The organism is Mesorhizobium sp. M0048 (assembly GCF_040323405.1).
Classification (GTDB): Bacteria; Pseudomonadota; Alphaproteobacteria; order Rhizobiales; family Rhizobiaceae; genus Mesorhizobium.
Genome location: NZ_JAMYUV010000022.1, coordinates 53146 through 76518, shown reverse-complemented (window position 1 = coordinate 76518; position 23373 = coordinate 53146). Strand labels below are relative to the sequence as shown.

Below are 23373 nucleotides of genomic sequence, written 5' to 3'. Positions count from 1 at the left end.
GGAGGTTACGATGCCAGCGGCAACGCTCGACGCTTTTCTGAACTCCTATCTTGGCGAGCCGGACGAACTGCGCTCCGCGGTCGTAGCGACCATCCGTCAGCTGACGCAGGCGGCCACCACGATCCGCAACACCATCAATCAAGGGGTGCTCGGCACGGCCTTTGCCGGAACCCGCGGCGCCAATGCTGACGGCGACATCCAGAAGGATCTCGATGTCTTTGCCGATGACATCTTCCTCGACGCCATGCGCCACGCTCCGGTCGCGCTCTACGCCTCCGAGGAACTGGAGCAGCCGGTGCTGCTAGACAGGCAAGCGGCTCTTGCCATCGCCATCGACCCGCTCGACGGCTCATCCAACATCGACACCAACGTGTCGATCGGAACGGTCTTCTCGCTCCTCCCTGCAATTGGTGAGCCGGATAGGAATCCGGCCGCCTCATTTTTGCAGGCAGGCGTGAACCAGCTGGGCGCCGGTTTCTTCATCTACGGCCCGCAGCTGGCGCTGGTTCTGTCGCTCGGCAGCGGCACCCATGTCTTCCTTCTCTCGACCCGGCTCGGCACCTTCGTCCAGGCCTACGAGAGCCGGATCATCCCGCAGCGAACCCAGGAGTTCGCCATCAACGCCGCCAACTACCGGCATTGGGACGAGGCGGTGCGGCTCTACATCGACGACTGCCTTGAAGGCACCGAAGGCCCACGCGAGAAGGACTTCAACATGCGCTGGATCGCCTCCCTGGTCGCGGACTGCTACCGCATATTGATGCGCGGGGGCGTATTCCTGTATCCGGGCGACAAGCGCAAGACTTACCGCCAGGGGCGACTGCGCCTCGTCTATGAGGCAAACCCGATCGCCTATCTCGTCGAACAGGCGGGCGGTGCCGCCACCGATACGATCACCCGCATCCTCGAAATCGAACCAGAGAACCTTCACCAGCGCGTGCCCATGGTTTTCGGATCCGCGCGCGAAGTCGCGCGCATCACCCGCTACCACACCGAGCCGAGCGCCATCGGCGAACGCGCGCCGCTGTTCAGCCGCCGCGGCCTTTTCAGGGCCTGAAGACCATGTCGGCAAAGCACCCCATCATTACCATCACCGGGTCGTCGGGCGCAGGCACCACCTCTGTCAAGCGCATCTTCGAACTGATCTTCCGGCGCGAGAACATCGGGGCCGCCTTCATCGAAGGCGATGCTTTCCATCGCTACGACCGCGCCACGATGAAGGCGAAGGTGGCCGAGGAGGAAAAGGCGGGCAATCCGAACTTCACCCACTTCCATGCCGAGGCCAATGAATTGGCAATCCTCGAAGAGGTATTCGAGGAATATGGCCGCCGGGGAACCGGAAAGACCCGCACCTACATCCATGACGAGGATGAGGAAAGGCAGTACGGCACGCCGCCGGGACATTTCACCGAATGGCGCGAATTCCCGCCGAGCGACCTGCTCTTCTACGAGGGCCTGCATGGCTGCGTCGTCACCGACAAAATCAACCTGGCCAGGCACGCTGACCTTAGGATCGGCGTGGTGCCGGTCATAAATCTGGAATGGATCCAGAAGATCCACCGCGACCGCGCAACGCGCGGCTATTCCACAGAGGCGGTGATGGACGTGATCCTGCGCCGCATGCCGGACTATGTCCGCTACATCGTCCCGCAGTTTTCGCAGACCGCCATCAACTTCCAGCGCGTGCCGATCGTCGACACGTCCAATCCGTTCATCGCGCGCTGGATTCCGACACCCGACGAATCGATGCTGGTCATCCGCTTCGCCAATCCCCGCGGCATCGATTTCCCCTACCTGCTTTCGATGATCCACGATTCGTTCATGTCGCGGCCGAATTCCATAGTGGTGCCCGGCAACAAGCTCGACCTTGCCATGCAGCTGATCCTGACGCCGCTCATCCTGCAATTGATCGAACGCAAGAACCGTGTGTCGTGAGGAGGACGCCATGAGCAGCCAGGCAGCAGCATTGAAGCCCGTCGCCGCGGTCTCTGAGCGCGACATGGCCAACGCCATTCGCGCTCTGGCGATGGACAGCGTCCAAAAGGCCAATTCCGGCCATCCGGGCATGCCGATGGGCATGGCCGATGTCGCGACGGTGCTGTTCAGCCGCTTCATCAATATCGATCCGTCGGCACCCAACTGGCCCGATCGCGACCGCTTCGTGCTGTCGGCCGGGCACGGCTCAATGCTGCAGTATGCGCTGCATTACCTGCTCGGCTTTGAAGACATGCCTATCGAAGAATTGCAGCGGTTTCGCCAGCTGGGCAGCCGCACCGCCGGACATCCGGAATATGGCCATGCGCTCGGCATCGAGACGACAACCGGTCCGCTTGGACAAGGCATCTCGACCGCCGTCGGCATGGCGCTGGCGGAGCGCATGCTTGCTGCCCGGCACGGCGCCGATCTCGTCGACCATTTCACCTACGTGATCGCCGGCGACGGCTGCCTGCAGGAAGGCATCAGCCACGAGGCGATCGATCTTGCCGGTCACCTGAAGCTCTCGCGGCTGATCGTCTTCTGGGACGACAATGCGATCTCGATCGACGGACCGACTTCGCTGTCGACATCGATGGACCAGCCGGCACGGTTCAAAGCCGCTGGATGGCATGTCCAGTCGGTGAACGGCCACGACACCGACTCTGTTGCGGCGGCAATCGAAGCGGCGCAGCAATCGGACCAGCCGTCTCTGATCGCCTGCCGCACGGTGATCGGCAAGGGAGCCCCCAATTTGGGCGGTTCGGAAAAAACGCATGGCGCGCCGCTGGGCGATGCGGAGATCGCCGCGACGCGCGAAAACATCGGCTGGGCCTTCGCGCTGTTCGAGGTGCCGGACGATATCCTTTTCGCCTGGCGCGAGATTGCCGGCCGCGGTCAAGCGGCACGGCGCGCCTGGGAGCAGCGGCTTGCCGCCTCGCCACGGCGGCAGGCCTTCGAGAGCGCGGTCGCCGGCGCCCTGCCCGATGCGGTCTTCGAAGCACTCGGCGCTTTCCGCAAGGAGCATGCCGGGAAGGCGACCAAGGTTGCAACGCGAAAAGCCTCGGAAATGGCACTCGCTGCGATCAATGGCGCAACGGAACTGACCGTCGGCGGCTCCGCCGATCTGACGCATTCGAACCTGACGATCACCAAGGGTATGAACCGCATCGCGCCGGGCGACTACGCCGGCCGCTACATCCACTATGGAATCCGCGAGCACGGCATGGCCGCAGCCATGAACGGCATCGCACTGCATGGCGGCTTCGTGCCTTATGGCGGCACGTTCCTGTGCTTCGCCGACTATGCGCGCGGCGCGATGCGGCTCTCGGCGCTCATGGGCCAGCGCGTCATCTATGTGATGACGCACGATTCCATTGGTCTCGGCGAGGACGGCCCGACCCACCAGCCGGTCGAGCACCTGGCGATGCTGCGGGCGACGCCAAACCTCAACGTCTTCCGTCCGGCCGACATCATCGAAACGGCGGAATGCTGGGAACTGGCACTGAGAAGCGAGAACCGGCCAAGCGTGCTGGTGCTCTCGCGCCAGAACCTGCCGATGCTGCGCCAGGGGCACGGCGACGAGAACCGGTCGAGCCGTGGCGCCTACATCCTGCGCGAGCCAGCCCGGCACCGTGCCGTGACGCTGATCGCCACCGGCTCGGAGGTCGAGATCGCTATTGCCGCCGCCGAACGGCTGGAGACCGAGCACGGCATCGCCGCCGCGGTCGTCTCGATACCGTGCTGGGAGCTGTTTGAGGAACAGGATGCGGACTACCGCCAGGCCGTCCTCGGCCTGGCGCCGCGCATCGCCATCGAAGCCGCAGCAAGGCTCGGCTGGGACCGCTGGATCGGCGACACCGGCGCTTTCGTCGGCATGGCTGGTTTCGGCGCCAGCGCCCCTGCCCCGGATCTCTACCGGCATTTCGACATCACGCCCGAAGCCGTCGCGGCAGCGGCGCTGAAGCTCATCATCTAGGAGAAACCGACAATGGCCCGCATCACCCTTCGCCAGCTTCTCGACCATGCCGCCGAGCACGGCTACGGGGTGCCGGCATTCAACATCAACAACATGGAACAGGGCCTCGCCATCATGGAGGCCGCCAGGGCCTGCGATGCGCCGGTCATCATCCAGGCCTCGCGCGGCGCCCGTTCCTATGCCAATGACATCATGCTGGCCAAGATGATGGAGGCGTTGACCGAAATCCATCCGGCCATTCCGCTCTGCATCCATCAGGATCACGGCAACAACGAAGCCACCTGCCTGTCGGCGATCCGCCACGGCTTCACCTCGGTGATGATGGACGGGTCATTGATGGCGGACGCCAAGACGCCGGCGAGCTACGACTACAACGTCGCCATCACCGAACGTGTCGCACGCATGGCGCATTGGGTCGGCGCTTCAGTCGAAGGCGAGCTTGGCGTGCTCGGCTCGCTGGAAACCGGCCAGGGCGAGGCCGAGGACGGGCACGGCGCTGAAGGTGCGCTTTCCCATGACCAGCTTTTGACCGATCCCGACCAGGCGGTCGACTTCGTGACCGCCACCCGGGTCGACGCGCTGGCGATCGCCTGCGGTACCTCACACGGTGCCTACAAATTCAGCCGCAAGCCTGACGGCGGCATCCTGGCCATGCAGGTGATCGAGGCGATCCACGAAAAGCTGCCCAACACGCATCTGGTCATGCACGGGTCTTCCTCCGTGCCGCAGGAACTGCAGGACATCATCAACAACTATGGCGGCGAGATGCCCCAGACCTTTGGCGTCCCGGTCGAGGAAATCGAGCGCGGCATCCGCTACGGCGTGCGCAAGGTCAACATCGACACCGATTGCCGAATGGCCATGGCCGGGCAGTTCCGCCGCGTCGCGACCGAGGACCCGCGCGAATTCGATCCGCGTAAATTCCTGAAACCCGCCATGGACGCGCTGCGCGACCTTTGCCGCGATCGCTTCGAACGCTTCGGCACCGCAGGCCACGCGTCGAAGATCAGGGTGATCGCCATGGATGAGATGGCGAAACGTTACGCCGCGGGAAAACTCGACCCGCATATCGCAACTGCGAAAGCCGCCTGAGCGGCAACAGGAGACCTGTCATGAACAAGATCGACATGCCGTCAGCAGGCACGCTCAAGGAAGGCAGCGAACGCTACAAGTCGGGCGTCATTCCTTACAAGAAGATGGGCTACTGGGAGCCGGACTACCGGCCCAAGGAGACCGACCTGATCGCCATGTTTCGGATCACGCCGCAGGCCGGCGTCGACCACGAGGAGGCGGCCGCCGCCGTCGCCGGGGAATCCTCTACCGCGACATGGACGGTGGTGTGGACCGACAGGCTGACCGCCTGCGAGCTTTATCGCGCCAAGGCGTTCAAATCCGAGCCGGTGCCGAACACAGGTCCAGGCACCAGGATCGAGCAACAGTACTTCGCCTATATCGCCTACGACCTCGACCTGTTCGAGCCCGGCTCCATCGCCAACCTGACTGCATCGATCATCGGCAACGTGTTCGGCTTCAAGGCCGTCAAGGCCTTGCGGCTCGAGGACATGCGCATCCCCGTGGCTTACCTCAAAACCTTCCAGGGCCCGGCGACCGGCATCGTGGTGGAACGCGAGCGGCTCGACAAGTTCGGCCGACCGCTGCTCGGCGCGACGACGAAGCCGAAGCTTGGCCTGTCAGGCCGCAACTACGGCCGCGTCGTCTACGAGGCGCTGAAGGGTGGCCTTGACTTCGTCAAGGACGACGAGAACATCAACTCGCAGCCCTTCATGCATTGGCGCGACCGTTTCCTCTACTGCATGGAGGCTGTGAACAAGGCGTCGGCCGCCACCGGCGAAGTCAAGGGCCATTATCTCAACGTCACCGCCGGCACGATGGAGGAGATGTACGAGCGCGCCGAATTCGCAAAACAGCTTGGCTCCTGCATCGTCATGATCGACCTCGTCATTGGCTATACGGCGATCCAGTCGATGGCCAAGTGGGCACGCCGCAACGACATGATCCTGCACCTGCACCGGGCCGGCAACTCGACCTATTCGCGCCAGAAGAACCACGGCATGAATTTTCGCGTCATCTGCAAATGGATGCGCATGGCCGGCGTCGATCACATCCATGCCGGCACGGTGGTCGGCAAGCTGGAAGGCGACCCGCTGATGATCAAGGGGTTTTATGACACGCTGCGCGAGGAGCGCACGCCGCAGAACCTCGAAACCGGGCTGTTCTTCGATCAGGACTGGGCCTCGCTCAACAAGGTGATGCCCGTCGCCTCGGGCGGCATCCATGCCGGCCAGATGCACCAGTTGATCCATTATCTCGGCGAGGATGTCATCCTGCAGTTCGGCGGCGGCACGATCGGCCATCCGGACGGCATCCAGGCCGGCGCGACGGCCAATCGCGTCGCGCTGGAGGCGATGATCCTCGCCCGCAACGAGGGCCGCGACTATCTGCGCGAAGGGACCAAGATCCTCGAACAGGCGGCCAGATGGTGCACGCCGCTCAAGGCGGCCCTGGAGACGTGGAAGGACGTCACCTTCAACTACGAATCGACCGACACGGCCGATTTTGTGCCAACCGCAATGCCGAGCTTCTAGACGAAAGGAACCGTCGCCATGATGACCAATCCGGGAAACAAGGTCACGCAGGGACAGTTTTCGTTCCTGCCCGAGCTAACCGATGAGCAGATTTCGGCGCAGATCAAATACGCGCTGAAAAACCACTGGGCGGTCAGCGTCGAATACACGGACGATCCGCATCCGCGAAACACCTATTGGGAAATGTACGGCAACCCAATGTTCGACCTGAGGGACCCGGCGGGCATCCTGCTTGAAGTCAACAATTGCCGGAAAGCCATGCCCAACATGTATGTCCGGGTCACGGCCTTCGATTCGACCAAGGGCTGGGAAGCGCCGCGCATGTCATTCATCGTCAACCGGCCACCCAATGAACCCGGCTTCCGGCTGCTGCGCCAGGAGCGCGACGGCCGCAGCCAGGGCTATTCGATCGTGCCTTATGCGACCGACAGGCCCGAAGGCGAGCGGAGCTAGCCGAAGCCATGCTGGACGCGATAGCAAAGGGCGCTGCCGCGCAGGGCGAATCGGTTGATCTGCAGGCCGAGTTCGAAGCGTCTAACATCGACGAGGTGATGGATAAGCTCGACCGCGAACTTGTTGGCCTGAAACCTGTCAAGACCCGCATCCGCGAGATCGCGGCGCTGCTCCTGGTCGACCGACTTCGCCGCAAGTTCGGGCTGACCTCGGGCGCGCCGACGCTGCACATGAATTTTACGGGCAATCCCGGCACCGGAAAGACCACCGTGGCGCTGAGGATGGCCGAAATCCTGCATCGTCTCGGCTATGTCCGCGAAGGGCACATGGTCGCGGTGACGCGAGACGATCTCGTCGGCCAGTATGTGGGCCACACCGCGCCCAAAACCCGCGAAGTGATTAAGCGCGCCATGGGCGGGGTGCTTTTCATCGACGAGGCCTATTATCTTTACAAGCCCGAGAACGAACGCGACTACGGTCAGGAATCGATCGAAATCCTGCTGCAGTGCATGGAAAACAACCGTGACGATCTGGTTGTGATCCTCGCCGGCTACAAGGACAAGATGGACCGCTTCTTCGACAGCAATCCCGGCATGCGCTCGCGCATCGCCCATCACCTCGATTTTCCCGACTACGGCGTCAGCGAACTCAAATTGATCGCCGAGATCATGCTGGCGGAACAGAATTACCGTCTCAGCGAAGCGGCGGCCAAGGCGCTCGAAGAGTATCTCCCGATCCGCATGCGGCTGCCGCATTTCTCCAACGCCCGATCGGTCCGCAATGGGCTCGACCGGGCGCGGCTTCGCCAGGCCAACCGGCTTTTCGCGTCGCGCGACCGGGCGTTGACGAAAACCGATCTTATCACCATCGAGGAATCCGATATTCGCGGCAGCCGCGTATTCGCGGAAGGTAAGCTCGAAGGCGAACCAGAGACGAAGGCGCGCTGACAAGATGACGCCGGTTGGTGCGCAGCGACCGGAAACGGACGACAGAATGGGAGTCGACGATCATGGATACCAAGACAATCATCGCGCCCTCGGTGCTTTCTGCGGACTTCTCGCGGCTCGGCGACGAGGTCGAAGCGGTCGTCCGGGCGGGTGCCGACTGGATCCATCTCGACGTGATGGACGGCCATTTCGTCCCCAACATCACCTTCGGTCCGGCGGTGGTCAAGGCGATCCGTGATCGGACGGACAAGGTCTTCGATTGCCATCTGATGATCGCGCCGGCCGACGCCTATCTCGCCGCCTTCGCCGATGCCGGCTGCGACGTCATCACGGTGCACGCCGAGGCCGGGCCGCATCTCGACCGTTCGCTGCAGGCAATCAGGAATCTCGGCAAGAAGGCCGGCGTGTCGCTGAACCCGTCAACGCCGGAAAGCGTGATCGAATATGTGCTCGACCGGCTCGATCTTGTGCTTCTGATGACGGTCAATCCGGGCTTCGGCGGCCAGGCATTCATTTCGGCTGTCGTCGACAAGGTCAGGCGGGTCAAGGCGCTGGTCGGCCAACGTCCGATCGACATCGAGATCGACGGCGGCGTCACGCCCGAGACCGCTCCGCTGGTCACCGCGGCCGGCGCCAATGTGCTGGTCGCCGGCTCGGCCATCTTCAAGGGTGGCACCGAGGCTGCCTATCGTGCCAATATCGACGCCATCAGGCAGGCGGCCAACGGGTCGATCCGGAAAGCCGCGTAAACCGTCACATCGGAGTGCAAATATGGCGGCAATCCCACCTGTCTGCGATTTCGGCTGGCAAGCCATCGATGCCGTTTTGCCCGGTGTCGACGGCAAATCGCATTCCATCTTCAGCCACGCCGGTCCGAACGGGCTGGTGGTGGCCTTCATCTGCAACCACTGCCCCTATGTGAAGGCGGCGATTCCACGCATCGTCCGCGACGCCAACGATCTCAAGGCCGAGGGCATTGGCTTCGTCGCGATAAACTCCAACGATGCCAACGCCTATCCGGAGGATTCCTTCGACAACATGAAGCTCTTCGCCGGGACGAACGGCTTCACTTTCCCTTACCTCCACGACGAGCGCCAGACGGTGGCGCGTGCCTACGGAGCCGTTTGCACTCCGGATTTCTTCGGGCTCAACAACGAGTTGACGCTGCAATATCGCGGCCGGCTTGACGCGTCGCGACGCGACGTTGGACCGCCTGGGCTCAGGCGCGATCTGTTCGAGGCGATGAAGCAGGTTGCCCGAACCGGCGACGGACCGCTGGACCAGATCGCTTCGATCGGCTGTTCGATCAAGTGGAAGGATGCTGCATGAACGTCGGCGCAGGCAGGCCGTTTCGATCGCCCAAGGCGATCCTTTTCGATCTCGACGGTACGCTGGTCGATTCGGCGCCTGATATAACGGCCGCGGTCAACGAATTGCTGGCCGGCCGCGATCTGCCGCCGCTGCGCCTGGATCAGGTCAAGGCCATGATCGGCGGCGGCATCAGGAAACTGGTCGAACGAGCCTTCGCGGCTTCCGGCACGCCGCTCCTCGGCAGCGCGCTCGATGAGACCAACCGCGTCATGGCGCCGATCTATCGCAGGCATCTGACCGGCCGCACGATGCTGATGCCTGGCGTCAGGGAGGTTCTCACGCACTTGCATTTGAGCGGAATAGCCATGGGCGTGGTGACCAACAAGCCGCAGTTGGCGGCTCGCGAAATCCTGCTGCATTTTGGGCTGACGGACTATCTCGGCGCGATCGTCGGGGGAGACGCGGTGACATACTTGAAGCCGGCGCCAGACGCGCTGTTGCTGGCGCTCGACCAGCTTCAGGTCGAACCTCGTGATACGCTGATGGTCGGAGACAGCAGCGCCGACGTGGCCGCCGCCCGCGCAGCCGGCATGGCAGTCATTCTGCTGCGTGGCGGATACAGCCAAATTCCCGTTGAAGAGCTTGGCGCCGACCTCGTTTGCGACAGCCTGTTCGATCTGCCGTCCGCGATGCAGACGCTGCAAGATGCTGCGTGACCCCAAGCGCAAAGCCCAGGCCAACGCCGGCCGGGCGCAGTCCAAATGGCTGGCGGTACCGCGTTATTTGGAGAATTGCTTCAGGTAGGCAATGACATTGGCGATGTCCTCGTCCTTCTTGAGGCCGACAAACGCCATCTTCGTTCCTTTGACCATCGCTTTGGGATCGCGAAGGTAGGTCGTCAGCGTGGCTTCGTCCCATTTGACGCCCGACTTGCCGGCCTCGGTCATGGCCTTGGAATAGCTGAACCCCGGATGCGTGCCGGCCGTTCGGCCGATGACGCCGTTCAAGGACGGACCGACCTTGTTCTGGTCCTTGTCTGCGACGTGGCAGACCTTGCATTTGGCGAAGACCTTCTCACCCGCCGCGGCATCCTGGGCCTGAGACTGGGTAGTGACAAAGGTGGCAACGGACACGGCGGTGAAAAACGCGACTGCGCGCATGGCATTTCCTCATTGATCGTGTGAGGGCCCTGGATAATTTACGCGTGTCGATGCCTTGGCCGCCGGCATCCATTTTTGTGCGGGAGAGCGAACTATTCTCCTTCCTCCCCGGACTGGCAGCACCTGCACGCCTCGAAAAGCTAGCCTGCCGATGAAGGAAGTCAATCGTACAAAGGTCCTGTTTCGTTTCCCGACTGCGCGAAGGGTGTAGCGACACGCGGTCCACATCGTTGACGCCTATTGGCCGAACGCGTAGCCTTACTCCAACCGGTTTGCTGTTGGGCACCTCCAGGAATCCGCGCAACTCCAAAGCACGAACTCTGGAGAGTTCGCCGCGCAGGCGACGATAAGTGCCAAATGGACATGGTCGATCTCATATTAACGGTGTGCCTTAGCGCCAATCCGGGCAATTGCCGAGATGAGCATCTCTATTTCGAGAGCCGCGGCTCTCTGTTCCAATGCATGTTCCTGGCGCCCGCCGAGATCGCAAAATGGTCTCAGGAACATCCGAGGCTCAGGGTCGTGCGCTGGAAATGTGCCTTTCCGAGCAAGGAACGAGCGATTTGATCGGCATTCCTGGTTCGTCGAGGCCCTGAAAGGGGAGACGCCATGATGATTTCGCGGCGCGCGACGCTGCGCTTGGCGGCTGTGGGGGCAGCCGCCATCCTCGCCTCAAAGCCGGTTGCCGTCTTTGCGGCCGCTAAGGTCCGAATTGGTGTCCTGAAGTTCGGCACCGTGAGCTGGGAACTCGATACGCTGAAACGCCACAAGCTCGACGAGGCCAACGGGATCGATCTGGAAATCGTCTACTTCGCCGGGGAGGATGCGACCAACGTCGCGCTGCTCGCCGGCGCGATCGACATGATCGTGACCGACTGGCTGTGGGTCTCGCGCCAGCGCTCCGAGGGCGGCGACCTTACATTGGCCCCTTATTCGACCGCCGTGGGGGCAATCATGGTGAAGGAGGAATCGCCGATCCGGACGGTCGTCGAGCTCAAGGAAAAGAAAATCGGTGTCGCCGGCGGCCCGCTCGACAAGAGCTGGCTACTGGTCCAGGCGCTGGCCAGACGCGATCACGGCGTCGACCTGCCGGCAGCCTGTGACGTCGTCTTTGGCGCGCCGCCGCTGATTTCTGAAAAGGCGATGCAGGGTGAACTCGATGCAGTACTCAATTTCTGGCATTTCTGCGCCCGGCTCGAGGCCAACGGCTTTCGTCGGTTGATCGGCGCCGATGATGCGGCGAAAGCGCTTGGTGCCTCGGGCGCCGTATCGGCGCTCGGCTACGTCTTCCACGACCAATGGGCGAACGACAATCCGGATGCCGCCCGGGGCTTCGTCAAGGCCTCCAAGCAGGCCAAGGAGTTGCTGGCCAGATCCGATGATGAATGGCTGCGCCTGGCGCCGCTCATTCGCGCAGAAGGCAAGGAGCTGGAAAAACTGCGCGACCGCTATCGCCAGGGCATCCCCAGACGGCCGGTCGCCGAAGAAGCGCGCGATGCGGGCAAACTCTATCACGTGCTGGCCGCGATAGGCGGCGAGAAGCTGGTTGGCAGGGCGCCCGAGATGGCGCCCGGCACGTTCTGGCCGGAACTCGCGAAATGACCCGAACGGAAGACAAGTCGGGTCGATCCGGCTTTGCGACGGTGACACCAGCGCCGACGGTAACGGTTTCCCTGCTGGGACTTTGCCTGCTGTGGAGCCTCGCGGACAATCTGTGGCAAAGCCGTGCTTTCCCCTCACCAGGGCAGGTCTGGCAGGTGCTGCTCAGGGAAGCGGCGAGCGGCGACCTTTTTTATCACCTTGGCGCGACGCTCGGACGGGTTGCTGCGGCGTACGTCGTCGCAATGATTATCGGCTCGGTCATCGGCGTCATCCTCGGCAGCTGCCGCGGTGCGGACCGGTTCTTCAGTCCGTGGGTGGTCCTGTTTCTCAACATTCCCGCGCTGGTGGTCATCGTGCTTGCCTATATCTGGTTCGGCCTCAACGAGGCGGCGGCGATTGGCGCAGTTGCCGTGAACAAGATCCCGAACGTCGTGGTGACGATGCGCGAAGGCGCCAGAGCGTTTGATCCGCGTTATGCCGAAATGGCCGCCGTCTACCGCTTCGGCCCACTCGAGCGCATCCGCCATGTCCTGCTGCCGCAACTGCAGCCCTATTTTGCCGCGGCCTCGCGGTCCGGCATCGCTCTCATCTGGAAGATCGTCCTGGTGGTCGAACTGCTCGGCCGTTCCAATGGTGTCGGCTTCCAGATCTATCTCTTCTTCCAGCTCTTCGACGTCGCCGCCATCCTTGCCTACACGCTGGCTTTCGTGGCGGTGATGCTTGTCATCGAACTCCTCCTGGTGCAGCCCATTGAACGACATGCAACCCGTTGGCGCGGTCGTCCCGCTTAGGGTCGACATCGCTGAAAAGACCTTCAGGTCCGCGCAAGGCGTCTCGATCACGGCGCTTCAGGGTCTGTCTTTCGAGGTCCGGCAGGGCGAATTCGCCTGTCTGCTCGGGCCGTCGGGCTGCGGCAAGACCACGACGTTGCGCATCCTGCTTGGACTGGACAAAAGACTTTTCCGGCTCTTTCCAACTGCCGCAAGGCGGCTCGAACCGCATCGCCGCCGTGTTCCAGGAGCCGACTTTGCTGCCGTGGCGGACCGTGGAGCAGAATGTCAGGCTGGCGCTGCCGAAAAGCCTAAGAGCGAAGAGTCTCGACGAGCTGTTTGACACTCTCGGACTCGCCGGCATCGACTCGCTCTATCCGGCGGAGCTTTCGCTCGGCCTTGCGCGCAGGGCAGCGCTTGCCAGGGCCTTCGCCACCGAACCGGCGATGCTTTTCCTGGACGAACCCTTTGCCTCCCTCGACGAACAGACCGCCGAGCGGCTTCGGCACCTGCTTTTGACCGTGTGGTCGGCGCGGCCCACGACCGCCTTGATGGTAACGCACAATCTGCGCGAGGCACTGATGCTGTCGGACCGCATCATCGTGCTTGCGCAGCGCCCGGCCCGTGTGCTCGGCATGTTCGACGTAGGCTTGCCGCGGCAACATCGCAACCCACAGGTGATGAGCGACCTTTTGCTGTCGTTCCACCAAAAATTTCCGGGCGTGGCCTGATCGCCTTACGGCCTCGAATGCGGATTGCAAGGTATTTCGCAGCCAATGGCCAATAGAAATGGCGGCACTGTGAGGCACCGCCACGCGTGCCTGTTCCGCCTGACTAAAAGCAACGTACGTCGGCTTCAGCCTGCGCGCGTTTCAGTTCCGCCCGCGCCGCCTTCGCTGGCGCGCTTTCGCGAAACAACCCTGCCGCCTCCCCTGTCGTCAACGACATACTTTTGAAGGTCTCCGCCCTCTCATAGTGATCGTAGGGGAGGATCGAGGCGATAACATCGATCGAGCAGGAACAGCTTTCAAGCGCCTGACGTGTCTGGCCATTTGTTTGCATGCAGCCGAGCACGTAATCGGCAATCGTTGCCGTCGGGTAGTCTCCCGCGGCGCTAGCCGGGTTCGCAAAGGCCAGTGTCGCCGAAAAGACCAGCGGTAGGATAAAAGACCCAACAGATCTGATCATGAGGGAACCTCCAGTTGGTCTGGACACGATGTATCCGGACAGGATCATCGCCCCAATTGGCGACGTACCGCAAAGCCAGTCAAGCTCCCATGGCCTGCTTATAGGACCAAAGGAGGAATGCCCTGTCGACCGGCAAAAGGTGGATTCACGGCCCGCTGCGCACCCCGCTTCCAGCGGTCATTTCATGCCTCGCCCACTATCGGCAACCAACCAGACGCACGCATACTTACCCAGAAGCGCCCTTGTAAATTACATGGAAATAAATTCAACACGAATCGTGCCAATAATACAATAACAATAAGGATATTATATATGTCGGCCGCTGGCAGTCATTCTCGCAATAGTGCCACTCAGGATACTTCTCTTGTTTGTATCTTTATATTGCCATGCACCATAGTCGATATTGCACCGCAACATCACCTCAGGGTTTTTGCTTGCTTGGCCTTTTGCGATGACATAGCTTTTTCCCTGTTTCCGGCTTCAAGAGCGCCATTGTCAGGGAGCGGTGGCAGTCTTTCGAAGGCCAAGTGGGGCGGGCAATAACGGTGCCCTCTGCTTGTCGGGGTAGGTCGTGACAGCTGCCGGAAATTACTTCCCCACATGAATCGCTTGGGCAGGCCCCTTGTGGGCTTGACGGTCGATTCGTCACTGTGAACCTCGGGAGGATTTCGGATGCGTGTACTTGCGAAAACTACCTACATACTGACGACCGCGGCTTTTTTGTCGCTCGGCGCTGCTTATACGGCTTCGGCCAATGAAGACCTTGCAAAGCTCGCATCGGATGCGAAGAACTGGGCGATGCAGACGGGTGACTACGCCAACACCCGCTATTCCAAACTCAACCAAATCACTGCGGACAATGTAAAGAACCTGCAGGTCAAATGGAGCTTTTCCACCGGCGTGCTGCGCGGTCACGAAGGCGGGCCGCTGATCATCGGCGATGTGATGTATGTCCACACGCCTTTCCCAAACAACGTCTATGCTCTCGACCTCAAGAACGACGGCAAGATCCTGTGGAAATACGAGCCCAAGCAGGACTCGAACGTCATTCCGATCATGTGCTGCGACACGGTCAATCGCGGTGTCGCCTATGGCGACGGCAAGATCATTCTCAACCAGGCCGACACCACCGTCGTCGCGCTCGATGCCAAGACCGGCAAGGTCGTCTGGTCTGTCAAGAACGGCGACCAGACCGACGGCGGAAAGGGCGAATCCGGCACGTCGGCACCCGTAGTCATCAAGGACAAGGTGCTCGTGGGCGTCTCCGGTGCTGAATTCGGTGTTCGCGGCTGGCTGGCCGCCTACAATCTGAAAGACGGCAAGCTTGCCTGGAAAGCCTATTCGGAAGGTCCTGATGCAGACACCCTTCTCGACGCCGAGAAGACGACCCATCTCGGCAAGCCCGTCGGAAAGGATTCCGGCACCAACACCTGGGAAGGCGAACAGTGGAAGACGGGCGGCGGCACGACATGGGGATGGTATTCCTATGATCCCAAGCTGAACCTGGTCTATTACGGCACCGGCAATCCCTCGACGTGGAACCCGGTCCAGCGCCCAGGCGACAATCGCTGGTCCATGACAATCATGGCTCGCGACGCCGATACCGGTGTTGCCAAATGGCTCTACCAGATGACCCCGCATGACGAGTGGGACTATGACGGCATCAACGAGATGATTCTCGTCGATGGCATGGAGGTCAACGGCGCCAAGCACGACGTGCTGGTGCATTTCGACCGCAACGGCTTTGCCTACACAATGGATCGCGCTACCGGCGAACTTCTCGTTGCCAAAAAATACGATCCGGCAGTGAACTGGGCGACGGAAGTCAACATGGATCCCAAGAGCGACCAGTACGGCCGCCCGCAGGTCGTCGCCAAGTATTCGACCCAGCAGAACGGCGAAGACACCAACTCGACCGGTATCTGCCCGGCCGCGCTTGGAACCAAGGACCAGCAGCCGGCCGCCTACTCGCCGAAGACCGGGTTGTTCTACGTGCCGACCAACCATGTCTGCATGGACTATGAGCCTTACAAAGTGAGCTACACCGCCGGTCAGCCCTATGTGGGCGCCACCGTGTCGATGTATGCGGCGCCCGGCGGTGACGGCAACATGGGCAACTTCATTGCCTGGGATGCAGCCAAGGGTGAGATCGTCTGGTCGAAGCCCGAGCAGTTCTCGGTGTGGTCGGGCGCATTGGCGACAGATGGCGACGTCGTCTTCTATGGTACCCTCGAAGGCTACATCAAGGCGGTCGATAAGGACGGCAAGGAACTCTACAAGTTCAAGACCCCCTCCGGCATCATCGGCAACATCACGACCTACGAGCATGACGGCAAGCAGTACATCGCCGTTCTGTCCGGCGTGGGGGGATGGGCCGGTATCGGTCTGGCAGGTGGGCTGCTTTCGCCCGACAACGCCGCTGCCTGGCATGGCGCCGTTGATCAGGGCCGTGCGCAGGGCGACCAGGCCGCAGTGGTTGGAACCGCCGGTCTGGGTGCCGTCGGCGGTTACGCGGCACTTGCCGACTATACGACACTGGGCGGCCAGCTCACCGTCTTCGGCCTCCCGGACTGATAACCGGGAAGAGCCTTACGACTAGGTTCGAAAAGAGAGCCCGGGTCACCCGAAAGCCGGGAACCGGGCTCTCGATTGCGCCGCGCACCCAAGCACCGATCAATGCCGAGCACGACGGCAGCCAGTGTCCCTGGCCAATGAAGGAAGAGTCTGAATGATCGTTCGCATTGCAGTTTCCGCTCTCGCCCTGATCCTGCTGCCTCTGGCCAGCTCAAGTCTGGCACGGGCCGAAGACAGCATGGAAAAAGCCAAGGCGGTGAAGCAAGAAGGAGGCAAATATCTAGATGCGGACGGAAATCCGACCTACAAGATCGAAAACGGAACCGTCGATTGGTACACGTTCAGCGGGTACCGCCGGTATCACTCCGATTGCCATGTCTGTCACGGACAGGACGCAACGGGTTCGAGTTATGCGCCTGCCCTGGTCAATAGTCTGAAAACCATGGATTACGCCACGTTCCTCTCGATCGTCGCCGAGGGCCGCAAGAATGTCGGCGGCGGCAAGGAAAACGTCATGCCTGCCTTTGGCGACAACAAGAACGTCTACTGTTACCTGGACGACCTTTACGTCTATCTGCGCGCGCGCGCCGATGGCGCGGCACCCCGCGGCAGGCCGCCCAAGCACGAAAACAAGGCTCAGGCAGCCAAGGATGCCGAAGCATCCTGCATGGGTGGATGATATGACCGGCTGCACTACATCGAAGCTGCGCGTCGTTCTGCCGATCCTCGGCGCGCTCGCCTTGCTGCCATCGAACGTTCTGGCGCAAAATGCCGGGCTTGGCGCTGCGGGCGAACTGGTGGATCCCAACATTCTGCGCGTCTGCGCCGATCCCTCGAATATGCCCTTTACCGACAAGAACGGCCAAGGCTTCGAAAACAAGCTGGCTGAACTGGTTGCCAAGAAGACGGGGCGGAAATCAGTCGCCTACACATGGTTTCCCACTGTCACCGGCTTTGTGCGCAACACGCTGGGGGCCAACCGATGCGACATCATCATGGGCTACGCCCAAGGCGACGAACTGGTGCAGAACACCAACGCCTACTATCGCTCCGCCTATGTGCTCGTATACCCCAAAGGCAACGGCATGGAAGGCATCGAGACGATCGAAGACCCGAAACTTTCAGGCAAGAGAATCGGCGTCGTCGAAAGCACGCCGCCAACCGCCAACATGGCCGCCAACAAGCTTCTGCGGACCGCCAAGATCTATCCACTCGCGGTGGATACGCGTGTCACTCCTTCTATGGGAGAGGTCATGATCAAGGACATGCTCGCCGGCAAGATTGACGCGGCGGTCCTGTGGGGGCCGATGGCAGGTTACTATGCCAGGGAACTCGGAGCCGATGTCACCATTGTTCCGCTGCTGAAGGAAAAAAAAGGCTCGCGCATGTCCTACCGCATCACCATGGGCGTACGTCCGTCCGACCAGGAATGGAAGCGGACGCTCAACCGGGTGATCAGGGAGAACCAGGCGGAGATCACCAAGCTCCTGCTGGGTTACAATGTGCCGCTGATTGACGAGCACGACAATCGGATTACGCAATAGTCGGGATGGGTGAGGAGGAGGACAAACCTGCGCGATGAAAAATTGAAGAGAAAGACTACGGCTACTTTCGATCGTTTTGTTTTTCGGCCTTTCAAAACCTTGTGTTTCATTTGTCCATTTGAGACGTGATGGACGAGCCATTGCTTCGGTGCCCTGCAATGGTTGGCTAACCACCGGATCGGCCCCTTCGGGCTGGTAGAAGAGGAGAAATGTTATGAAGAAGAGCTGGACAAAACCGACCATGTGTCAGGTTGCTGCGGGCTTTGAAATTTCGCGGTATCTGCCTGCTGAGATTACTCCCAAGAAGTAGGCCGCAGAGGTGCGTGTCCCTGGCAACAGGGGCACGCATCCCCTTGCCGCATGGGATTTTCGTGAAAGATTTTGAGGCACGCAAAGCGAGCGGGACGTTTTTCGCGGCTGCAAATTGGCTGCTGGTCAGAGAAGCCGCGAGGCGGGCGTTTTCATGCGCTTGAGAATCATCGGATCGGCGGCCGGCGGTGGCTTTCCGCAATGGAACTGCAATTATCGTCTGAGCCGTGCGGCTCGCACCGGGATGGCTGGCGTGTATTCGCGAACCCAATCAAGTGTCGCCGCGTCGGCGGATGGGGTCGGCTGGGTTCTGTTCAACGCCTCACCCGACATTCGCCAGCAGATCGCGGCAACGCCTGAATTGCAGCCCGCGCACGATGCGCCGCTGCGCTCGACGCCCATTCGCGCGGTGGTGCTGACCAATGCCGATGTCGATCATGTCGCCGGCCTGCTCAGCCTGCGTGAGCGGCAGCCTTTCGCTATCTATGCAACGACACAGGTTCTGGCGACGCTGGAGGCGAATTCGATTTTCAATGTCCTCGATCCGGCGCTCGTGCCGCGACGCATCTTGCCGCCGGCGCAAGAACTGGCGATCTGCGACGCAGACGGCCACGACACCGGGGTGGCTGTCGAGAGCTTTCCCGTGCCCGGGAAGATAGCCCTCTATCTCGAAGAAAGAGGTCAGCCGGATGCGAATTTCAGCTCTGACGCTGGCGACACGATCGGCGTCCGTATCGCCGGTGCCGGCAGTCGCGGCTCCGTCTTCTACATCCCCGCCTGCGCCCGCATCGATGCGACCCTGCGCACGCGTCTAGCCGATGCCGCATGCCTTCTGTTCGACGGCACGGTCTTCACCGACGACGAGATGATTGCTGCCGGCGTCGGCGAAAAGACCGGTGCCCGCATGGGGCATCTGGCAATGTCGGGAGACGCGGGGTCGATCGCCGGCTTGGCCGATGTGAGGATCGGCCGCCGCGTCTTCGTCCATATCAACAACACCAATCCTGTTCTGGACGAGAATTCTGCCGAGCATGCAGCAGTCGAAGCGGCGGGCTGGGAAGTGGCCCGCGACGGGATGGAGATGGACCTTTGAGTGATTTCCACCACGCAGCCAGCAACGGCCTGTCCTCCGGAGAGCTCGAAGCCGTGCTGCGGCAAGTCGGTGCCGAGCGCTATCACAACCGCCATCCTTTCCATCACAGGATGACCACCGGTGCGCTGTCGAGGACCGAGATGCAGGCCTGGGCGCTGAACCGCTATTGCTATCAGGCTGTCATTCCGCGCAAGGATGCCATGATCCTCGCGCATGCCGAGGATCCGGCGTTTCGCGCCGCCTGGCGCAAACGCATCGAGGATCATGACGGCGAGGACGGCTGGAGCGGCGGTATTGCGCGCTGGTTGCACCTGGCGACCTCGCTCGGTCTGGATGCCGACGCGGTGAAGAGCGAGAGGCTGGCCCTGCCGGCGACACGTTTTGCGGTTGGCGCTTACCTCTCCTTTTGCACGAACCGGACCCTGCTGGAGGCGGTCGCGTCGTCGCTGACCGAGATGTTCTCGCCGCTCATCATCGGCGAGCGGGTACCCGCGATGCTGGCCAGATACGATTACATCACCGAGGATACGCTGGCCTATTTCAGCCGACGGCCCGAACAGGCCTCACGCGACGCCGACTTCGCTCTTGCCTATGTGCTCGAACATGCCGACACGGCGGAACGCCAGCAGCGGGCGATCGATGCACTCGTGTTCAAATGCGATATACTCTGGGCCATGCTCGACGCGCTTCAACACGCCTATGGCGAGCCGGGCAATATCCCGCCCGGCGCCTTCCGTCCGGAGGCCCCATGATGGCACTGCGCGAAAGAGCCATGGTGTCGCCGCAGTCGGTTCCATCGCTGCCGAAGCACGTGCGCATACAGTATGACCCCGTGCGCCAGGGGTTCGCCGTGCTTTCGCCTGAAAAGGTGTTCTGGCCAAACGACATCAGCCTCGACATATTGCGCCGCTGCGATGGGCGGTCCACGGTCGGCCACATCGTTGCCGGCCTTGCCGCAGATTATGATGCGGAACAGGAGGCTGTGGCGGCCGATGTCATTGCCTTCCTGCAGGAATGGTCGGACAAGCTGCTGGTGAAGCTATGAGCGAGCCCCCTCTCCCCCCGATCGGCATGCTGGCGGAACTGACGCATCGCTGCCCGCTGCAATGCCCCTATTGCTCCAACCCGCTCGAATTGCTGAAGGCCAATCGCGAACTCGACACGCAGAGCTGGCTCGACTTGTTCTCGCAGGCGGCCGATCTTGGCGTTCTCCAGGTGCATCTGTCTGGCGGTGAACCGACGCTGCGTCGCGATCTTGAGCAATTGATCGCCGGGCTTTCGGCGCGTGGCGTCTACACCAACCTGATCACCGCCGGCGTCGGCATTGCGGATGGCCGTATCGAGGCATTTGCCGAAGCCGGGCTCGACCATCTGCAACTGAGCTTTCAAGGCGCACGGCCGGCGACCACCGAGCGCATCGGCAATCACAGGGGCAGCCACGAAAAGAAGCTGGAAACGGCACGCCGCGCCCGCGCGGCCGGCTTGCCGCTTACCATCAACGCGCCGATCCATCGCCACAATATCGAGGAGGTACCGGAATTCATCGATCTGGCCCTTTCGCTGGATGCGGAGCGTCTCGAGATAGCCAACGTGCAGTACGCCGGCTGGGCGCTGACCAATCGCGATCAGCTGATGCCCGAGCGTGCTGCCGTCGATCGGCAGGCGGAGATCGTCGCGGAGGCGCGCGAACGGCTCACCGGCATCATGAACATCGATTTCGTCACGCCGGATTATTTCGCCATCTATCCCAAGCCGTGCATGGGCGGCTGGGCGCGCGACGCCTTCATGGTGACGCCAGACGGCACCGTACTGCCATGCCATGCCGCCCAGACCATCCCGTCGCTCAGCTTCGAGCGTTTTGGACCTCGCAGCCTGGCCGCGATCTGGACCGATTCCCCGGCATTTAATGCCTTTCGAGGCACGGACTGGATGCAGGAGCCCTGCCGCAACTGTGAGCGGCGCGAGATCGACTGGGGCGGCTGCCGCTGCCAGGCGATGGCAATCGCCGGCGACGCCGCCGTGACGGACCCGGCTTGCGCGAAATCGCCGATCCATGCGCGCATGGCAATGCTGATCGACGAAGCCCAGCGCGCTGCGACGGTTCCTTCGAAGGACGAACTGTTCGTCTACCGGCGTATCGGCGTCGTCACCGAGCCGGCCTGACTGCCGACCTATTCCTACGGACTTAGCCTCGTGAAAGCCGTTCGGCATGCCACGTCATATGGTCCTGCATGAATGTCGAAATGAAAAAATAGGAGTGATCGTAGTCATCCTGCATCCGCAATTTCAACGGAATGCCTGCTTTGGAGCACGCGTCTTCGAGCAGCCAAGGCCTGAGGCCCTCCTTGAGGAAACCGTCTGACGTCCCCTGATCGACGAGGAATTCCGGGAAACGGTATCCGTCCTCGATGAGCGAAGTGGCATCGTAGCGCCGCCACGAGGCCTCATCCAGGCCGAGATATTTTTGGAAAGCCGGCTTCGACCAGCCGGCTGTGCTTGGTTGCACGATCGGCGCGAAGGCCGAGCAACTTCTGAAACGCGCGGGATTTTTCAGTGCGATCGTCAGCGCGCCATGCCCGCCCATCGAATGGCCGAAGATCGACTGGCGCGCCATATCGGCGGGAAATTCGCGCCCGATTACGGCTGGCAGTTCCTCGACGATATAGGAATACATGCGATAGTTCTTGGCATACGGCTCTTGCGTGGCGTCGAGGTAGAAACCGGCGCCGGTGCCGAACTGCCAATTGTCCTTTTCATCTGGAATGTCGGCACCACGCGGGCTGGTGTCGGGACACACGACGATGAAGCCAAGTTTGGCGGCAATACGTCTGTATTCGCCTTTTTCCATTACATTCGCATGGGTGCAGGTGAGTCCGGAGAGGTACCACACCACGGGGCAACGCCTTTCCCGCGCCTGCGGAGGCACGAAAATGGCAAACGTCATTTCGCACGAGCAGCTCGTCGACAGATGAGAGTAAACGTGCTGGGCACCGCCATGCGACTTGGCAGTCGAGACGAGTTTCAGGTGCTCTGGCATATATTCTTCTCCACCAATTTTTGACCGCCGACCATAGCCTCTACGACGTCGTGGGCGGTCGCGGCAACCTTGGTGGGCTGGCTGGCGCGCAGGGCTCTTGATCGGAGCCGGGATGGCCAACACTGCCCAGTACCTCATCAATGATTCCGGGACGACGAGCTCTGCGCAAATGCACCGTGCCTTTTCAGCGGCGACAGCAGGTTCGACGCGGCTATGGCGGACGAGCACGCACGGGTCATCGCGTGGGTTCGCAGCATGCGTGACCAGGGACCGAGCAAGAAAGTGTTGCGGGTGATAGTTACCTCCTCATAGGAGGGCTCCTAAGCACGACACCAACTTTCCGACTCTTAGCCACCCTGTGAGCCGACGCTATTTCCGACCGTCGAAAGCCACGGACAGGCCCAGGGCAGTTGCTGCCTCGACGATCGCCTCGGTCAGCTCTTCGTCGGATGCGACCAGATAAGGGGCGGCTTGCCGTGCTGCGTTTAATGTCGCCGTGACCGAGATGGTGTCACCACGATCCTCCCTATTGAGGACTGCGGCGATTGCCTGCTCTACTACCGGACTGACCCTCTGCACCTTACTCATCCAACCCTCCCCATAGCTGCCCATAGTGATGGTACTCTATCCATGGTTGTGTTCCAATTCGATGTACGAAAACGTACACACTCGATCGGCTGAACCGCTACGGCCAGACATCTCTAATTTCGACGGCATTTGGGATCGACCAAGCCTGGCTAGCGGCCTCGACCGGTTTCTCAGATGGCTAGCGCTGCAGAGCCATGTCAAATTGCCAGGTACGTACGCGAGCCGGTCCAGGAGCTCGG

The 23373-nt window shown here is 61.5% G+C and carries 24 protein-coding genes and 1 pseudogene; 21 read left to right on the top strand and 4 right to left on the bottom strand.

The window, feature by feature from the left end; all coding sequences use genetic code 11:
• Positions 1–10: 10 nt before the first annotated feature.
• The 10 genes from NKJ84_RS19115 (at position 11) to gph (ending at position 9985) form a co-directional block, all read left to right on the top strand.
• Positions 11–1057, top strand: coding sequence for a class 1 fructose-bisphosphatase (locus NKJ84_RS19115; RefSeq protein ID WP_352507753.1), 1047 nt, complete (start codon positions 11–13; stop codon positions 1055–1057).
• Positions 1058–1062: 5 nt separating this feature from the next.
• Positions 1063–1935: a phosphoribulokinase gene (locus NKJ84_RS19110; protein WP_352507752.1), complete on the top strand. Its 873-nt coding sequence runs from the start codon at positions 1063–1065 to the stop codon at positions 1933–1935.
• A 10-nt stretch (positions 1936–1945) separates the two neighbouring features.
• A complete protein-coding gene (gene tkt, locus NKJ84_RS19105) occupies positions 1946–3952 on the top strand; it encodes a transketolase (protein WP_352507751.1) in 2007 nt (668 codons plus the stop codon).
• 12 nt (positions 3953–3964) lie between these two features.
• Positions 3965–5044 (top strand): class II fructose-bisphosphate aldolase, encoded by a 1080-nt coding sequence (gene fba, locus NKJ84_RS19100; RefSeq protein WP_352507750.1) that lies wholly within the window; start codon positions 3965–3967, stop codon positions 5042–5044.
• 20 nt (positions 5045–5064) lie between these two features.
• Positions 5065–6558: a ribulose-bisphosphate carboxylase large subunit gene (locus NKJ84_RS19095; protein WP_502896185.1), complete on the top strand. Its 1494-nt coding sequence runs from the start codon at positions 5065–5067 to the stop codon at positions 6556–6558.
• Between the two features lie 18 nt (positions 6559–6576).
• Entirely contained in the window at positions 6577–7011 is a 435-nt protein-coding gene (locus NKJ84_RS19090) for a ribulose bisphosphate carboxylase small subunit (RefSeq protein WP_023678835.1), read from the top strand.
• Positions 7012–7019: 8 nt separating this feature from the next.
• Positions 7020–7958, top strand: a complete 939-nt coding sequence (gene cbbX / locus NKJ84_RS19085) for a CbbX protein (RefSeq protein ID WP_352507749.1) — start codon at positions 7020–7022, stop codon at positions 7956–7958.
• Positions 7959–8020: 62 nt separating this feature from the next.
• Complete coding sequence (gene rpe / locus NKJ84_RS19080) at positions 8021–8707, top strand: ribulose-phosphate 3-epimerase (protein ID WP_352507748.1); 687 nt, start codon at positions 8021–8023, stop codon at positions 8705–8707.
• Between the two features lie 22 nt (positions 8708–8729).
• Entirely contained in the window at positions 8730–9287 is a 558-nt protein-coding gene (locus NKJ84_RS19075; protein ID WP_352507747.1) for a thioredoxin family protein, read from the top strand.
• A complete protein-coding gene (gene gph / locus NKJ84_RS19070; RefSeq protein WP_352507746.1) occupies positions 9284–9985 on the top strand; it encodes a phosphoglycolate phosphatase in 702 nt (233 codons plus the stop codon). The genes NKJ84_RS19075 and gph overlap by 4 nt, the downstream gene beginning before the upstream one ends.
• A 63-nt stretch (positions 9986–10048) precedes the next feature.
• Here gph and NKJ84_RS19065 read toward each other — a convergent pair whose 3' ends face one another.
• Positions 10049–10429, bottom strand: coding sequence for a c-type cytochrome (locus tag NKJ84_RS19065; RefSeq protein WP_352507745.1), 381 nt, complete (start codon positions 10427–10429; stop codon positions 10049–10051).
• Between the two features lie 609 nt (positions 10430–11038).
• On the opposite strand from NKJ84_RS19065, the gene NKJ84_RS19060 reads away from it, so the two are divergent.
• From NKJ84_RS19060 to NKJ84_RS19045, 4 genes and pseudogenes are all read left to right on the top strand, one after another.
• Positions 11039–12031: an ABC transporter substrate-binding protein gene (locus NKJ84_RS19060; RefSeq protein ID WP_352507744.1), complete on the top strand. Its 993-nt coding sequence runs from the start codon at positions 11039–11041 to the stop codon at positions 12029–12031.
• Positions 12028–12822, top strand: a complete 795-nt coding sequence (locus tag NKJ84_RS19055; protein ID WP_352507743.1) for an ABC transporter permease — start codon at positions 12028–12030, stop codon at positions 12820–12822. Before NKJ84_RS19060 ends, NKJ84_RS19055 begins: the two co-directional genes overlap by 4 nt.
• Positions 12791–12934, top strand: a pseudogene (locus NKJ84_RS19050) (ABC transporter ATP-binding protein); the annotation flags it as partial. The gene NKJ84_RS19055 and the pseudogene NKJ84_RS19050, both read left to right, overlap by 32 nt.
• Before the next feature lie 37 nt (positions 12935–12971).
• Positions 12972–13532: an ATP-binding cassette domain-containing protein gene (locus NKJ84_RS19045; RefSeq protein WP_352507742.1), complete on the top strand. Its 561-nt coding sequence runs from the start codon at positions 12972–12974 to the stop codon at positions 13530–13532.
• 103 nt (positions 13533–13635) lie between these two features.
• On the opposite strand, the gene NKJ84_RS19040 is transcribed toward NKJ84_RS19045, so the two are convergent.
• Positions 13636–13989 carry a hypothetical protein gene (locus tag NKJ84_RS19040; RefSeq protein WP_254819802.1) on the bottom strand — a complete coding sequence of 118 codons (354 nt, stop codon included), beginning with the start codon at positions 13987–13989 and terminating at the stop codon, positions 13636–13638.
• A gap of 672 nt (positions 13990–14661) precedes the next feature.
• On the opposite strand from NKJ84_RS19040, the gene NKJ84_RS19035 reads away from it, so the two are divergent.
• The 7 genes from NKJ84_RS19035 to pqqE all read left to right on the top strand — a co-directional run bounded on the left by NKJ84_RS19035 (position 14662) and on the right by pqqE (position 21672).
• On the top strand, positions 14662–16563 hold the full coding sequence (locus tag NKJ84_RS19035) for a methanol/ethanol family PQQ-dependent dehydrogenase (protein WP_352507741.1): 1902 nt from the start codon (positions 14662–14664) through the stop codon (positions 16561–16563).
• A gap of 154 nt (positions 16564–16717) precedes the next feature.
• Positions 16718–17242, top strand: a complete 525-nt coding sequence (locus tag NKJ84_RS19030) for a c-type cytochrome, methanol metabolism-related (protein WP_352507740.1) — start codon at positions 16718–16720, stop codon at positions 17240–17242.
• 1 nt (position 17243) lies between these two features.
• A complete protein-coding gene (locus tag NKJ84_RS19025; protein WP_352507739.1) occupies positions 17244–18107 on the top strand; it encodes a substrate-binding domain-containing protein in 864 nt (287 codons plus the stop codon).
• Positions 18108–18570: 463 nt separating this feature from the next.
• The gene (gene pqqB, locus NKJ84_RS19020; RefSeq protein WP_352507738.1) at positions 18571–19509 is read left to right on the top strand and encodes a pyrroloquinoline quinone biosynthesis protein PqqB; all 939 of its coding nucleotides are present in this window, start codon (positions 18571–18573) and stop codon (positions 19507–19509) included.
• Entirely contained in the window at positions 19506–20261 is a 756-nt protein-coding gene (gene pqqC, locus NKJ84_RS19015) for a pyrroloquinoline-quinone synthase PqqC (protein WP_352507737.1), read from the top strand. The genes pqqB and pqqC overlap by 4 nt, the downstream gene beginning before the upstream one ends.
• Positions 20258–20554, top strand: a complete 297-nt coding sequence (gene pqqD, locus NKJ84_RS19010) for a pyrroloquinoline quinone biosynthesis peptide chaperone PqqD (RefSeq protein ID WP_352507736.1) — start codon at positions 20258–20260, stop codon at positions 20552–20554. Before pqqC ends, pqqD begins: the two co-directional genes overlap by 4 nt.
• The gene (gene pqqE, locus NKJ84_RS19005; RefSeq protein ID WP_352507735.1) at positions 20551–21672 is read left to right on the top strand and encodes a pyrroloquinoline quinone biosynthesis protein PqqE; all 1122 of its coding nucleotides are present in this window, start codon (positions 20551–20553) and stop codon (positions 21670–21672) included. Before pqqD ends, pqqE begins: the two co-directional genes overlap by 4 nt.
• Before the next feature lie 22 nt (positions 21673–21694).
• On the opposite strand, the gene fghA is transcribed toward pqqE, so the two are convergent.
• Together fghA and NKJ84_RS18995 are read right to left on the bottom strand one after the other, a co-directional pair.
• Positions 21695–22546 (bottom strand): S-formylglutathione hydrolase, encoded by an 852-nt coding sequence (gene fghA, locus NKJ84_RS19000; protein WP_352507768.1) that lies wholly within the window; start codon positions 22544–22546, stop codon positions 21695–21697.
• A 369-nt stretch (positions 22547–22915) separates the two neighbouring features.
• Positions 22916–23134 (bottom strand): hypothetical protein, encoded by a 219-nt coding sequence (locus NKJ84_RS18995; protein WP_352507733.1) that lies wholly within the window; start codon positions 23132–23134, stop codon positions 22916–22918.
• Positions 23135–23373 lie beyond the last annotated feature (239 nt).